The sequence below is a fragment of the Variovorax paradoxus NBRC 15149 genome, from assembly GCF_001591365.1.
Taxonomy (GTDB): Bacteria; Pseudomonadota; Gammaproteobacteria; order Burkholderiales; family Burkholderiaceae_C; genus Variovorax; species Variovorax paradoxus.
Map to the genome: position 1 here is coordinate 323852 of NZ_BCUT01000005.1, position 13925 is coordinate 337776.

Annotated in this window: 12 protein-coding genes and 1 pseudogene; 12 read left to right on the forward strand and 1 reads right to left on the reverse strand. The window is 66.4% G+C overall.

Annotation, left to right across the window (positions count from 1 at the left end; genetic code table 11):
• Nucleotides 1-6: 6 nt before the first annotated feature.
• From VPA02S_RS21865 to VPA02S_RS21880, 4 genes are all read left to right on the forward strand, one after another.
• Nucleotides 7-1200: a xanthine dehydrogenase family Fe-S subunit gene (locus tag VPA02S_RS21865; protein WP_062365586.1), complete on the forward strand. Its 1194-nt coding sequence runs from the start codon at nt 7-9 to the stop codon at nt 1198-1200.
• A gap of 125 nt (nt 1201-1325) precedes the next feature.
• The gene (locus tag VPA02S_RS21870; RefSeq protein WP_062365587.1) at nt 1326-2132 is read left to right on the forward strand and encodes an alpha/beta fold hydrolase; all 807 of its coding nucleotides are present in this window, start codon (nt 1326-1328) and stop codon (nt 2130-2132) included.
• An 84-nt stretch (nt 2133-2216) separates the two neighbouring features.
• On the forward strand, nt 2217-2747 hold the full coding sequence (locus VPA02S_RS21875) for a MarR family winged helix-turn-helix transcriptional regulator (protein ID WP_015867056.1): 531 nt from the start codon (nt 2217-2219) through the stop codon (nt 2745-2747).
• A gap of 267 nt (nt 2748-3014) precedes the next feature.
• A complete protein-coding gene (locus VPA02S_RS21880) occupies nt 3015-4805 on the forward strand; it encodes an acyl-CoA dehydrogenase (RefSeq protein WP_062365588.1) in 1791 nt (596 codons plus the stop codon).
• A 216-nt stretch (nt 4806-5021) separates the two neighbouring features.
• Here the strand turns inward: VPA02S_RS21880 and VPA02S_RS31875 are convergent.
• Nucleotides 5022-5121 (reverse strand): annotated as a pseudogene (locus tag VPA02S_RS31875) (XRE family transcriptional regulator); the annotation flags it as partial.
• Nucleotides 5122-5582: 461 nt separating this feature from the next.
• On the opposite strand from VPA02S_RS31875, the gene VPA02S_RS21885 reads away from it, so the two are divergent.
• The 8 genes from VPA02S_RS21885 to VPA02S_RS21920 all read left to right on the forward strand — a co-directional run bounded on the left by VPA02S_RS21885 (nt 5583) and on the right by VPA02S_RS21920 (nt 13924).
• A complete protein-coding gene (locus VPA02S_RS21885; RefSeq protein WP_015867054.1) occupies nt 5583-6902 on the forward strand; it encodes an MFS transporter in 1320 nt (439 codons plus the stop codon).
• Between the two features lie 29 nt (nt 6903-6931).
• Nucleotides 6932-8134 carry a serine hydrolase domain-containing protein gene (locus VPA02S_RS21890; protein ID WP_062365589.1) on the forward strand — a complete coding sequence of 401 codons (1203 nt, stop codon included), beginning with the start codon at nt 6932-6934 and terminating at the stop codon, nt 8132-8134.
• An 8-nt stretch (nt 8135-8142) separates the two neighbouring features.
• Entirely contained in the window at nt 8143-8871 is a 729-nt protein-coding gene (locus VPA02S_RS21895; protein ID WP_062365590.1) for a maleate cis-trans isomerase family protein, read from the forward strand.
• A 55-nt stretch (nt 8872-8926) separates the two neighbouring features.
• A complete protein-coding gene (hydA, locus tag VPA02S_RS21900) occupies nt 8927-10354 on the forward strand; it encodes a dihydropyrimidinase (protein WP_062365591.1) in 1428 nt (475 codons plus the stop codon).
• A gap of 22 nt (nt 10355-10376) precedes the next feature.
• Nucleotides 10377-11132, forward strand: coding sequence for an aspartate/glutamate racemase family protein (locus VPA02S_RS21905; RefSeq protein ID WP_062365592.1), 756 nt, complete (start codon nt 10377-10379; stop codon nt 11130-11132).
• Between the two features lie 63 nt (nt 11133-11195).
• Nucleotides 11196-11903: a GntR family transcriptional regulator gene (locus VPA02S_RS21910; RefSeq protein ID WP_018906766.1), complete on the forward strand. Its 708-nt coding sequence runs from the start codon at nt 11196-11198 to the stop codon at nt 11901-11903.
• 19 nt (nt 11904-11922) lie between these two features.
• Nucleotides 11923-12816, forward strand: coding sequence for a LysR family transcriptional regulator (locus tag VPA02S_RS21915; protein ID WP_062365593.1), 894 nt, complete (start codon nt 11923-11925; stop codon nt 12814-12816).
• Nucleotides 12817-12949: 133 nt separating this feature from the next.
• Entirely contained in the window at nt 12950-13924 is a 975-nt protein-coding gene (locus VPA02S_RS21920) for a Bug family tripartite tricarboxylate transporter substrate binding protein (protein WP_062365594.1), read from the forward strand.
• The last annotated feature ends 1 nt before the right edge of the window (nt 13925 follow it).

Here is a 13925-nt window from a genome sequence, read left to right on the forward strand (position 1 = left end):
GAAGACTTGAACCCCATCTCTATTCAGGTCAACGGCCGCGGCTTCAGCCGGCAGGCGGAACCGCGGATGCATCTTGGTGACTTCCTGCGGGACGAACTGCGCCTGACAGGAACCCACCTTGGCTGCGAGCATGGCGTCTGCGGCGCATGCACGGTGCTCGTCAACGGGCAACCGACGCGATCGTGCATCACTTTCGCCGTGGCATGTGAGGGCCAGGAGGTCACCACCATAGAGGGCTACGACGATGATGCGGTGATGCAGAAGCTGCGTCCGGCGTTCACGCGCCATCACGCACTGCAGTGTGGGTTCTGCACACCCGGAATGCTCACCACGGCGCGCGACATCGTGCTGCGCCTGCCACACGCCGACGAGGCGCTCGTGCGCCTCGAGCTGTCCGGGAACCTGTGCCGTTGCACCGGATACCAGGGCATCGTGGACGCCATCCTGGATGTGCTGCAACAGCAGCGTGACACCCCCGACGCGGAAGTCGAAAAGCTGCGGCAGACACTGAGCTTGCCGCGAACCATGGCACTGGGCCCGGTCACGACACCGAGTCCGGCGCAGCCGCCCACGGCGGATCCGGTGGTTGCCGCGGAAATGGCCGAGGTCGATCCCATCGCGATGGCCAAGGCCAAAGCCAAGGGCAACGCGATCGAAGTGCATTTCGATGTGCCCTATCCGGCCGATCAGGTGTGGGAGTTCATGGGCGACCTGCCTGCGGTTGCATCCTGCTTGCCCGGTGCGACCATCGACTCGCACGAGGGAGAGAGGGTCAAGGGCACCATCGCGATCAAGTTCGGCCCGATGTCGGCGGCATTCGCCGGTGCAGCGCGGCTGGAGCGTGACGACGCTGCCAGGCGCGCAGTCCTGCGCGGTGCGGGCCAGGACAGCCTGAGCAAGTCGCGCACCCAGGGAGACATCACCTATCGCTTGGAAGCACTGACGGCCGGAAGCACTCGTGTGCACGTGGACATGATCTACGCCCTCCAGGGTCCACTGGCCCAATTCTCGCGCTCCGGACTCGTGAAGGATTTCGTGCGCCGCATGGTCGCGGACTTCGGAAAACAGATCACGCGACGGTTGGGCGGGCAAACGGTTGCGTCCAATGAACCACAACCCACGGTTTCCGTCGCCGGGATGATGTGGAGCGTGCTCTGGAGTCGCATCCGTGGCTGGTTTGGAAAATCGCCGCGGCCCTGACATAACTCGCTTCAGGTGCGATGAGCAAAACACGCGAGCGATTGGATGGTGCTTTCACCGCAGCTTCCAACGGGACGCTGGATCCTCGCCTGCGGGCGAGTGAGTGAATCTTTTTTGGAGTCTCAATGAGTTCCTTTCTTCATGGCTATCACGTGCGTGCGGACGGGGTGCGGCTGCACCTCTTGCGCTACGGCGGGCAGGGCCCTCGACTGCTCCTGCTGCCGGGAATCACGAGTCCTGCAATCACCTGGGGCTTCGTCGCCGAGCGATTGGCTCGGCACTTCGACGTCCATGTCCTTGACTTTCGTGGGCGCGGTCTGTCCTTCAGCGCGCCGGGGATGGTCGCGAGCCTTGATGCCATGGCGGCCGACGTGCTGGACCTGCTGAATGTCCTGGAATGGTCGTCCGTGACGGTGCTGGGTCACTCCATGGGCGCCCGCGTGGCAATTCGCGCCGCGGCGTGCGATCCGGGACGCATGGCCAAGCTGCTGCTTGTCGATCCGCCCATGTCCGGCCCGGGCCGCCGACCTTATCCAGTTCCTCTGGCTTGGTATGTCGAGTCGATCCAGATGGCCGTCAATGGCATCACGGCCGAGGAGCTTCGCCCCTATGCACCCACGTGGACAGACGAACAATTGCGGCTGAGGGCCGAATGGCTCCATACCTGCGACCAGGATGCCGTTGTCCAGGCGCATGCTGGCTTCCATGAGGACGACATCCACGCCGATCTACCCAAACTGCAGACGCCGGGACTTCTGATGGCGGCGGGCCGAGGAGGGGTGATGCTGCCGGAAGACCTTGCTGAGATCGAGACTCTCGCGCCTGGATTGTCGCAATGCACGGCTTTGAACGCGGGGCACATGATCCCGTGGGATGACGAGGAAGATTTTTATCGCTTGCTGGGTGACTACCTGAAGGTCGACCTGCGCTAGCGCAGCCTGACGCGCGGTTTGGTTTTCCATTCACCCTCAAGGGAGTCGATAAACTCGTCGGCTGACACCTTCAGCGATCTTGAGATGATGACAAAGCGTTCTCCCGCTCAAAAAAAGACAGTCGGCTCGGCCGATGTGGCAAAGCAACCGGTCCTGGAGCCTTTCAATCCGTTGCGCCAGGTCATGTGGCGTCGCCCGGGTTTCCTCATCCGCAGGCTGACCCAGATCGGACAGGCGATCTTTTTCGATCTATGCAAATCCGAAAGCATCACTCCGCTTCAGGTCGGCATGCTGACGGCGCTTTCGATGAACCCTTGGCTGGATCAGAAAGCGATCGGTCGAGAGCTTTCGCTGGACAGGACAACGACGGCGGAAGTGCTCAAACGTCTCGGTGACAAGGGGTTGGTCGAAACCCGCGTCAACCCGGACGATCGTCGATCCAGGCTTTCGGTGATCACCACGGATGGGCTCAACCTGATCAATGACTTGCAAGAAAGCATTCACCGCTCTCAAGAACTGCTGATCGAACCGCTGTCGCCGGAAGATCGCGTTGTCTTCATGAGGTTGCTTGCGCAGCTCGTCGATGCGCATGAAAAGAAGGAAAAGGGAGCTTGAGTCGTCTGACGGGGTTTTCGTCTTTCACAGACTGATGAATATCGGCGCACTGATTTCTTTCAGTTCCCGTATTCCTTGCTGATCGTTCGCAGCAGCTGCCGTCTTCGTGCGACTCGGTATCTCCGTGCATCGGTCTTCTGCTGAATTTCTCTGGCTGCCTTGAGAGTCGTGGGAAGCCGGCAAACATCAGGCCTTGGCCGTTGGTTGATCCGCACGTAAGTTGTGTTTACTAAGTAATTTGGGACTGCTTCTGGAAGCAGGATTGAGATGAGCTACACCGCCCCCCTCAAGGACATGCTGTTCGACATCGAGCACCTGGCCAACATCGGCGAGATCGCCAGGCTGCCGGGCTTCGAGGACGCCGGCCTCGAAACCGCGCAGGCCGTGCTCGAGGAATGCGCGCGCTTCAACCAGGACGTGGTGGCGCCGCTGAACATCGAAGGCGACCGCAACCCCTCGTCCTTCAAGGACGGCCAGGTCGCGACCACGCCGGGCTTCAAGGAAGCCTTTGCGCAGTACGTGTCGGGCGGCTGGCAGGGCCTGCAGCATCCGGCGGACTTCGGCGGCCAGGGCCTGCCCAAGACCATCGGCGCGGCCTGCGGCGAGATGCTCAACTCGGCCAACATGAGCTTCGCGCTGTGTCCGCTCTTGAGCGACGGCGCCATCGAGGCGCTGCTCACGGCCGGCTCCGACGAGCTCAAGGCGGTGTACCTCGAGAAGCTGGTGAGCGGCCAGTGGACCGGCACCATGAACCTGACCGAGCCGCAGGCCGGCAGCGACCTTGCGCTGGTGCGCAGCCGCGCCGAACCGCAACCTGACGGCACCTACAAGGTCTTCGGCACCAAGATCTTCATCACCTACGGCGAGCACGACATGGCCGAGAACATCGTGCACCTGGTGCTGGCCCGCGTGACCGGCGCACCCGAGGGCGTGAAGGGCATCAGCCTGTTCGTGGTGCCGAAGTTCATCGTCGGCAAGGACGGCTCGCTCGGTGCGCGCAACGACGTGCACTGCGTGAGCATCGAGCACAAGATGGGCATCAAGGCCAGCCCCACCGCCGTGCTGCAGTACGGCGACCACGGCGGTGCCGTCGGTTATCTCGTGGGCCAGGAGAACCGCGGCCTCGAGTACATGTTCATCATGATGAACTCGGCCCGCTATGCCGTGGGCATGCAGGGCATCGCGATTGCCGAGCGTGCCTACCAGCACGCCGTGGCCTATGCGAAGGACCGCGTGCAGAGCCGCCCCGTCGATGGTTCGATGAACGCGAGCGCGCCCATCATCCACCACCCCGACGTCAAGCGCATGCTGATGACCATGCGTGCCTACACCGAAGGCTGCCGCGCCATGGCCAGCGTGGCCGCCGCGGCCTACGACGCCGCGCACCACCACCCCGATGCCGAGGCGCGCAAGCAGAACCAGGCCTTCTACGAATTCATGGTGCCGCTCGTGAAGGGCTACAGCACCGAGATGAGCCTGGAAGTGACCTCGCTGGGCGTGCAGGTGCATGGCGGCATGGGCTTCATCGAGGAGACCGGCGCGGCGCAGTACTACCGCGACGCCAAGATCCTCACGATCTACGAGGGCACCACTGCGATCCAGGCCAACGACCTCGTGGGCCGCAAGACCGCGCGCGACGGCGGCCAGACCGCCAAGGCCATTGCCGCGCAGATCGAGAAGACCGAGGCCGAACTGGCCAGGAGCAGCAGCCCCGCCGCGGCCGCCGTCCTCAAGCGCCTGAAGCCCGCGCGCGAGGCCTTCATCGAGGTGGTCGACTTCGTCGCGGGCCAGACCAAGGCCTCGCCCAACGCGGTGTTCGCAGGCAGCGTGCCCTACCTGATGCTTGCGGGCAACCTCGTGGCCGGCTGGCAGCTGGCGCGCTCGCTGATCATTGCAGCGGACCTGGCGTCGCACAACGTCGACGTCGACTTCATGCAGGCCAAGATCGCGACCGCGCGCTTCTATGCCGAGCACATCCTGAACAAGGTGCCGGGCCTGCGCGACAGCATCGTCGATGGTGCCGAGAGCGTAATGGCGCTACCAATCGATATGTACTGAAGGGAATTCGCAGGCGAAGCTCTTACTGCGAAGTATCAGTTCCTCGTGGTTGGTGGATGTCGACTTACTTCCCCCCGAACAAGGGAGTTCATCGCGAGGTGTCCGTTCAGCGTAAGCGTTCGGGCCATTCGCCTTGACGACGAGTGCAGCGGTCAACGCTGCCGCCAGCGACGCGGCAGGAGCTCTTCGTCGGTACGTCGCGCAGGTAGGCATGCGGGTCGCGAGACAGGCCTGTACGCCTGGCTATTTCGTGAATGGACATCTGCTCGTGGAGGGCCCAGCGTCTGATGACACTCAATGTCGCCACGTCTATCACTCCTCGGATCCCCTGCCTTAAAAATGAGCAGAGTAGGGTCTTGCGTGGGTCAGTCCTAGACGGAAATTAGTGGGTTAGCCGGGTCAGTTTGCGGTGGCAATCAACACGCCGGGCACAACCGTTCTCGCTCCGGGACGCGTTTTGTGCTGTCTACAAGTCGCAGCTTGGGCGCCACGTCGGAGCACTCTAAGTGTTTACGATAGTGTCGATCAAAATATCAACATCATTGTTGACAACATTGTCGACGAAACTTAGATTCGCCCTACAGCCTGTGTTCGACGCCTGAAGAGCGGCAGCGGCGCCGGCTGCAGTCCTGCCGATGGGCCGCGGAGCCCCGATGCGCCGAAGAGCGCACGGGCCTCTTTGCACAGCGGCTTGCCGTGCTTCAACCATGCGATGGGAAGCGCCATTGCGCCCCGGGGTCCAGACCCCGCGGCAGTGCGCCTCCAAGGAGACAACCAATGCAATCGACAACGACGGTATCGGCGCCCGCGGCGACCGCCAATCCAGCCCACCAGCCCACCAAGGTGCGCTGGAAGATCTTCCTGATGATGTTGTTCCTGATCTCGATCAACTACATCGACCGCGCCTCGCTGTCGGTGGCCATGCCGCTGATCGCCAAGGAATTCGACATCGGCCCCGCGGTGCAGGGCCTGCTGCTCAGCTCCTTCTTCTGGACCTATGCGCTGATGCAGATTCCCGGCGGCATGCTGGCCGACCGCTTCGGTCCGCGCGTGGTGATTGCCGGCGCGACGCTGGGCTGGGGCTTCTTCCAGGCGATTGCCGCCGCCTGCACGGGCTGGGTTCCGCTGCTGCTGACCCGCCTGGGGCTGGGGGCGGCCGAGGCGCCGATCTACCCTGCGGGCGGCAAGCTCAACGGCATCTGGATGACCCAGACCGAACGGGGCCGCGGCGCCACCTTGCTCGATGGCGGCGCGCCGCTGGGCGCCGCGCTCGGCGCGATCCTGATCTCGGGGCTGATCGCCGTGCTCGGCTCCTGGCGCATGGCGTTCGCCATTGCCGGCGGCGGGACCGTGCTGGCCGGCTACTTCGCCTGGCGCTACATCCGCAACCATCCGCGCCAGCATCCCGGCGTGAACGAGGCCGAGGCGCGCTTCATCGAGGCCAGCCATGCGGCCGACGCGGCCAAGGAATCGGCGGACGCGAGCGGACGGGTGCTCGACTTCTTCCGCTTCCGCTCCGTGTGGGGCATGTTCTTCGGCTGGATGTGCTTCAACGCGCTGTTCTACGGCCTGCTCACCTGGATGCCCAACTACCTGTCGAAGGTGCACGGCTTCGACATCAAGCAGATGGGCGGCGCGGTGTTCATCATGTTCTTCTCGGGCTTCGTGGGCGAGATGTTCGGCGGCTGGCTGGCCGACAAGTGGCAGGCGGCCGGCGCCTCGCAGAGCAAGGTGCTGCGCACGCTGTTCGGCATCTCGTCGATCATCGCGACCATCGCCATCTTCATGGTGACGCAGATCAAGGACCCGATCGCCGTGGTCGTGCTGCTGTCGGTGACGCTGTTCTTCCTGCGCTGGTGCGGCCTGTTCTGGTGCGTGCCCTCGATCCTCGGCACGCGCGCCCGGGTCGGCTTTCTCGGCGGCACCATGAACCTGGGCGGCAACGTGGCGGGCATCGGCGTGCCGATCGTGGTGGGCCTGATCGTGCAGGCCACCGGCTCGTACTTCATGGCGCTGATGCTGTTCACGGCCGCGGGCGCGGGCTTGTTCGTCTGCTCGACGATGCTGATCGACTACAGCAAGAAGCTGCCGGTCTGAGGCACGCAACCCTCCAGGAGAAGACAACCATGTCCATGTCCCATGTCCGCCTTGCGGCCATCGCGCTGGCCCTGAACCTGGCCTCGGCCGGTGCCGCGCTGGCCCAATCCGTGGCCCCGGCCGATGACGCCGGGCCCGCCGTCGCCGCCGCAGTGCCCGAGGCCGTCGGCGTCGATTCGCGTCCGCTGGTGCGGCTGTCCGAGTGGATCCGCAAGGAAGACCTCGACGTGCGCAGCTTCCTCGTGATCAAGGACGGCAAGCTGGTCTTCGAGCGCTACAGCCGGGGGCTCGGCCGCGACCACAACTACGAGCTCTACTCGATCACCAAGAACGTCACCGCGCTGGCTGCGGGCGTGCTGATCGACGAGGGCCGCAGCCGCCTCGACGAGAAGGTGGCGCCCGTGCTGGCCAAGGCGCGCCCCGACCTGAAGGCGGCACTCGCGGACAAGCAGGCCATCGAGCTGCGGCACGTGATGTCGATGTCGACCGGCCTGTTCTACGACTTCAAGCCGACCGACGACCCGATCTACTACGGCGCGCCCGACCGCCTGAAGCTCGCCGCCGAGACCACGCCCAGGCGCCCGCCCGGCGAGGCCTTCGACTACACCGACGTCAACCCGATCCTTGCGAGCGCAACGCTGGGCGCCGACGCCGGCATGCCGCTGCAGGCCTTTGCCGAGCAGAAGATCTTCAAGCCGATGGGCATGGCGCACTACGCCTGGGAGCGCGCCGACGGCAAGGGGCTGGTGTCGGCTGGCTGGGGCCTGCGGCTGCGCGCGATCGACATGGCCAAGCTCGGCATGCTGGTGCTCTCCGGCGGGCGCTGGAACGGCCGGCAGATCGTGTCGCAGGCCTGGATGCGGACCATGACCGCGCCGTCGTCCGCGCCGTGGTACGGCCAGTTCTGGTGGATCAACGACATCGTCGCCACCGAGCCCGAGGTGCATGCCATGGGCTTCAAGGGCCAGTTCATCGTGGCGCTGCCCGAGCGCAACGCGGTGGTCGTGATGACCAGCATGCTGCCCATCGAAGGCGGCCTGCGCGAGTCGAAGAACGTGCTGGCGATCCGCAAGATGGTCAATGACTTCGTGCTGCCCGCGCTCGACAATCCCTCGCATGCCGGGCCGACGCCCGCCCGCCGCAAGGCCCTGGCGCACGAGCTCGACCTGGCCTCGCGCCACCAGGGAAAGCCGGGCGCACCGGCCGACCCGACCGACACCCCTCGCCTCTGAAGACGACCATGATCCCACGCAAACTCATCGGCGTGCTCACGCCTTCCTCGAACACCGCGCTGGAGCCGCTGACCAGCGCAATGGTCAGCGGCGTGCCCGGCGTCTCGGCGCACTTCTCGCGCTTCACCGTCACCGAGATCTCGCTGCGCGGCGCCTCGCTCAGCCAGTTCGACGACAGCAAGATCCTCGAGGCCGCGCGGCTGCTGGCCGATGCGCGCGTCGACACGATCTGCTGGAGCGGCACCTCGGCCAGCTGGCTCGGCTTCGAGAAGGACCGGGCGCTGTGCGCCCGCATCACCGAGGCGACCGGCATTGCGGCCAGCACCTCGGTGCTGGCGCTCAACGAGCTGCTGGTCGCGCAGGGCGCGCGCACGCTCGGCCTGGTGTCGCCCTATGTCGAGGACGTGCAGCGGCGCATCGTTGCCAACTACGCGGGCATCGGCATCGACTGCGTGGCCGAGCGGCACCTCGGGCTGACGGTGAACTTCGCATTCAGCGAAGTCGACGCCGACACGCTGCGCCGCATGCTGCGCGAAGTGGCGCAGCAGCGGCCCGACGCGATCACCATCATGTGCACCAACCTGCACGGCGCGCAGTTGGTCGAGGAGATGGAGCGCGAGCTCGGCATCCCGATCTACGACTCCGTCGCCACCGTGGTGTGGCGGGCGCTGAAGACCGTCGGCATCGATCCCCGCGCCGTGCGGGGTTGGGGCCGGCTGTTCGGGCCGCCGGCCTGAACGCCGTCGCGCAGCCGCGCAGACAAGACACAGACAGACCCACAGAAGAAAGACCATGACCTTCCGCGACCTCGACCTCGTGGTGCGCAACGCCCGCGTTGCCACCGCCAGCGACACCTTCGATTCGGACATCGGCATCCGCGACGGCCGCATCGTGCAGCTGGGCCTCGCGCTGCCCCCCGGGCGGCGCGAGATCGACGCCGCCGGCCGCTACGTGACGCCGGGCGGCGTCGATGCCCACTGCCACCTCGACCAGCCGATGGAGCCGCCGGTGCGCATGGCCGACGACTTCGACACCGGCACCCGCGCCGCGGCCTGCGGCGGCACCACCACGGTGATCCCGTTCGCGGCGCAGCACAAGGGCCAGTCGCTGCGCGCCGCCGTGCAGGACTACCACCGGCGCGCCGAAGGCCGTGCCCACGTCGACCACGCCTTCCACCTGATCGTGAGCGACCCGACGGAGGAGGTGCTCAAGCACGAGCTGCCGCAGCTGATCGCCGAGGGCTACACCTCGTTCAAGATCTACATGACCTACGACGACCTGAAGCTAGACGACGGCCAGATCCTCGACGTGCTGGCGGTGGCCAGGGAGCACGGCGCGATGGCCATGATCCATGCCGAGAACGCCGACTGCATCGAGTGGCTGACCAAGCGGCTCGAAGCCAGCGGCCGCACCGCGCCGCGCTTCCATGCGCATGCGCGGCCGATGCTGGTGGAGCGCGAGGCGACCCACCGCGCGATCGCGCTGTCGGAGCTGGTCGACGTGCCGATCATGATCGTGCACGTGTCGGGCCGCGAAGCCGTCGAGCAGATCCGCTGGGCGCGCGCGCACGGCCTGAGCGTGTTTGCCGAGACCTGCCCGCAGTACCTGTTCCTGACGGCCGAGGACCTGGGCATCGACGACAGCTACCAGGGCGCGCGCTGCGTCTGCAGCCCGCCGCCGCGCAACCGCGAGAACCAGCAGGTGATCTGGAACGGCCTCGCCGACGGGCTGTTCACCATCTTCTCGTCGGACCACGCGGCGTTCCGCTACGACGCGCCCGAGGGCAAGAAGCCCGGCGGCGAAGAGGTGGCCTTCCGCCACATTCCCAACGGCATTCCGGGCATCGAGACGCGGCTGCCGCTCCTGTTCTCGCACGGCGTGCTCGACGGGCGCATCACGATCAACCGCTTCGTCGAGCTCACCTCCACCAATCCCGCCAAGGCCTACGGCCTGCATCCGCGCAAGGGCACGATCGCCGTCGGCGCCGATGCCGACCTCGTGGTGTGGGGCACCACGCCGCGCGCCATCCGCAACGCTGACCTGCACCACGATGTCGACTACACGCCCTACGAAGGCATCGACGTCAAGGCATGGCCCGCGCTGACATTGGCGCGCGGCGAAGTCGTGTGGGACGGCGAGCGCTTCCATCCGCGCGCCGGGCGCGGCGAATTCCTGCGCCGGGCCGGGCCCACCTTGCTGCCCACCCGTCGACCCGCCTAAGCCTCACGCTGGAGACATTGCCATGAACCTGCTGCTGATCAACCCCAACACCTCGCAAAGCGTCTCGGACCTGATCGCGGCCGAGGCCCGCCGCGCGGCCGCCGGCGACACGCGCATCGAGGTGCTGACGGCGCCCTTCGGCGTCGCCTACATCGAGACCCGGTTCGAGTCGCTGATCGGCGCCTATGCCGCCGCCACGCTGGTCGCGGAGCACCACGCGCGGCACGATGCGATCGTGGTCGCGGCCTTCGGCGACCCCGGCATCGACGGCCTGCGCGAGGCGCTCGACATTCCGGTGGTCGGCCTCACCGAGGCCGCGCTGATGAGCGCCTGCCTGCTGGGCAAGCGCTTCTCCATCATCGCGATCTCGCGCCGCATCACGGCCTGGTACCGCGAGTGCGTGCAGGCCAACGGGCTCCTGGAGCGGCTTGCGAGCATCCGCAGCCTGGAGGGGCCGCTCAAGGACATCGGCAGCGTGCAGGACGACCATGGCGAGCGCCTCGAGGCCCTGTGCATGTCGGCCGTCGAGGACGACGGCGCGGACGTGATCATCATCGCCGGCGCGCCGCTGGCGGGCCTTGCGCGCTCGATCAAGGACCGGATCCCGGTGCCCGTGGTGGACGGCGTGTCCAGCGCCGTCTGCCATGCGCAGACGCTCGCATCGCTGGCGCCCGCGCCGGCGCGCAGGGGCAGTTTCGCGCCGCCGCCGGTCAAGCCGAACCAGGGACTGCCCGATGCACTGTCACGCCTCCTGGCCCGCGATGCCGGCCGCGCCTGAGGCCGCCGGGGGCGCCGCGCGCAAGCCGGCTGCGGGGAGGGCTCGTCGATAGAATCGGCTGCGATGTCCACCAAAGCTTCAGTACGCAAGACCAGTGCCGCCAACTCCCGCGAGCACAGCGTCGACGAGATTGCCGAGAAGATCTCGGCGGCGATCCTCGAGCACCGGCTCGCGCCGGGCACCAAGCTCGGCGAGGACCGGCTGGCCGCGATCTTCGCCACCAGCCGCGCGAAGGTGCGCGAAGTGCTGGCCCGGCTGGCGCACGAGCAGATCGTCGAGCTGGTTCCGCAGAAGGGGGCCTTCGTCGCCAAGCCGACCATCGAGCAGGCGCAGGACGTGTTCGAGGCGCGCCGGCTGATCGAGCCGGGCGTTCTGCGCCGGCTCGTCCGCACGCTCGACGACGTCAAGCGCCAGCGCCTGCGCCGCCACATCGACCTGGAGGCCGAGGCGCGCAGCCGCGACGACAAGCGCGCCATCGTGCGCCTGTCGGGCGAATTCCATGTGCTGCTGGCCGAGCTCGCCGGCAACTCCGCGCTGGCCCGCTCGATGCGCGAGCTGTCGGCGCTGACCTGCCTGATCATCTCGCTGTACGACGCGCCCACCGCCACCAGCTGCCGCGCGGACGAGCACGAGGAAATCGTCGCGGCGGTGAACCGCGGCGACGCCCAGCGCGCCGAGAAGCTGATGCTCCATCACCTCGACCACATCGAGCAGAGCCTGAAGCTGGACAGCAGCGCGGAAGAAGCCGATCTGGAGAGCGTGTTCAGCTGACGGTGCGGCCGGCGGCGCCATGAAGCTCGACTCCACCACCGTCCAGCTGGTCCTGTGCATCGCCGAGGAAGGCAGCATTTCCCGGGCTGCCGACCGGCTGAACCTGGCGGTGGCGGCTGCCTCCAAGCGCGTGAGCGACCTGGAGGCGCAGCTGGGCGCCAGGCTGTTCAAGCGGGTGGCGCACGGCGTGCTCGTCACCGAGGCCGGCAACCGGCTGATGGCGCACATCCGGCAGATCGACAACCTCATCGGCCGGCTCGAGGGCGATGCCCAGGTGCTGGGGCGCGGGCAGGACGGGCGCATTCTCATCGGCGCGCCGAAGGCAGCCATCATCCAGTTCCTGGCGAAGGACATCGCCCGGCTGCGTGACGCCTACCCGCAGATCACGCTGAAGATCCTGGAAGAGAACAGCAAGATCGTGCAGCAGCTGCTGCGCGACAAGGTGATCGACGTCGGCATCTACGAGAAGAAGAGCGGGTTCCTGGACCTGCCGAAGTTCGACTACCGGCAGGACCGGCTGGTGCTCGTGTACAGCCGCCGGCATTTCCAGTTTGCGGCGCAGCGGCCGGTGGGCATCGACGACTTCCTGGACCTGCCGGTGGTGAGCCTCGGCAAGGGCTCGGCGATCCTGTCGGCCTTGCAAGGGGCCTACCGCAGCCGCGGCCGGTCGTTCCCCAACAACTTCTCGACCAGCGGCTTCGACACCATGCTGGCGCTGGTGCGCCATGGCCTGGGTGTGGGCCTGATGCCGCCCGAGGTGCTGCGCAGCTTCCATCCGGAAGACGACCTGGGCTCGGCCGAGATCGAGGGCGACTGGCACCAGCGCGCCTATGTGCTGTCGTGTGTCGAAGGCCATGCGCAGGAGCAGACCTTGCGCAACGTGGTGGCCCAGCTGATCGGCATCAGCACCTAGAAGAAGAAAGCAGCGTTCCTGCGGCCCTGGCTTCGCGGATCACGAAGCCAGGCATGCCTTCCACATTCTTGCGACGTCCTCTGCGCTACGGGAGAGTAGCGGCACTACTACAGCAGAGACAGAGGACGCACACATGAAACGCCGAGACTTCATCGCGGCCAGCGCCGGCGCGCTGGCCGCGCCCTGGGCCCTGGGAGCCACGGAGCTGCCCAAGGGCATCGTCAAGATCTACGTGGGCTGGGCGCCCGGCGGCGGCACCGACGTGTTCGCGCGCATCGTGGGCCAGCAGCTGTCGCAGCTGTGGGGCCGCTCGGTGGTGGTCGAGAACAAGCCCGGCGCCACCGGCGCACTGGCTGCGGACTTCTTTGCACGCACCCGCTTCACCGAGGGCGTGAACCTGCTGATGGCGCACGTCAACACGCATGCCATCTCGCCGCACATCTTCAAGAGCATCAGCTACGACCCGCTGAAGGACTTCGCGCCCATTGCCATGGTCGGTGCCACGCCGCACATCCTGGTGACCCGCGCGAAGAACTCCGCCGGCTCGGTCAAGGAAGTGGCCGAGCAGTGCAGGCAAAGCCCGGGGAAGATCAGCTTCGGCTCCTCCGGCACGGGATCGGTGCAGCACCTGGCGGCCGCGATGTTCAACATGGCGGCCGAGGTCAAGAGCATCCACGTGCCCTACAAGGGCTCGGGCCCGATGCAGACGGACCTGATCGGCGGCCAGATCGACTACAGCTTCGACACCATGACGGCCGCCACGGCGCAGGTCAAGGCCGGGCGCATGGCGGGCATCGTGCAGACGCGCCTGCAGCGCGCCAAGGGCTTTCCTGAAATGCCGACCATGGACGAGCAGGGCTTCAAGGGCTTCGACGTGTCCAGCTGGTATGGCGTGGTGGGCCCCAGGGACATGTCCAGGGACCTGGCCCTGCAGATCAATGCCGACATCAACAAGGTGCTGGCGCTGCCCGATGTGGTGGCGCGCTTCGATGGCTATGGCGTGGAGGACGGCGGCGGATCGGTCGACAAGTTCGCGGCCTTCATGGCTGCCGAGTTCAAGAAATGGGGCGAGGTGGTGCGCACCGCCAAGGTCACCGAGGAGGGCTGAA

Bases quoted from the DNA above. Each gene is read 5' to 3' on its own strand.
- VPA02S_RS21870 (WP_062365587.1), top strand. From the start codon at position 1,326: ATGAGTTCCTTTCTTCATGGCTATCACGTGCGTGCGGACGGGGTGCGG.
- VPA02S_RS21875 (WP_015867056.1), top strand. From the start codon at position 2,217: ATGATGACAAAGCGTTCTCCCGCTCAAAAAAAGACAGTCGGCTCGGCC.
- VPA02S_RS21880 (WP_062365588.1), top strand. From the start codon at position 3,015: ATGAGCTACACCGCCCCCCTCAAGGACATGCTGTTCGACATCGAGCAC.
- VPA02S_RS21885 (WP_015867054.1), top strand. From the start codon at position 5,583: ATGCAATCGACAACGACGGTATCGGCGCCCGCGGCGACCGCCAATCCA.
- VPA02S_RS21890 (WP_062365589.1), top strand. From the start codon at position 6,932: ATGTCCATGTCCCATGTCCGCCTTGCGGCCATCGCGCTGGCCCTGAAC.
- VPA02S_RS21895 (WP_062365590.1), top strand. From the start codon at position 8,143: ATGATCCCACGCAAACTCATCGGCGTGCTCACGCCTTCCTCGAACACC.
- hydA (WP_062365591.1), top strand. From the start codon at position 8,927: ATGACCTTCCGCGACCTCGACCTCGTGGTGCGCAACGCCCGCGTTGCC.
- VPA02S_RS21905 (WP_062365592.1), top strand. From the start codon at position 10,377: ATGAACCTGCTGCTGATCAACCCCAACACCTCGCAAAGCGTCTCGGAC.
- VPA02S_RS21910 (WP_018906766.1), top strand. From the start codon at position 11,196: ATGTCCACCAAAGCTTCAGTACGCAAGACCAGTGCCGCCAACTCCCGC.
- VPA02S_RS21915 (WP_062365593.1), top strand. From the start codon at position 11,923: ATGAAGCTCGACTCCACCACCGTCCAGCTGGTCCTGTGCATCGCCGAG.
- VPA02S_RS21920 (WP_062365594.1), top strand. From the start codon at position 12,950: ATGAAACGCCGAGACTTCATCGCGGCCAGCGCCGGCGCGCTGGCCGCG.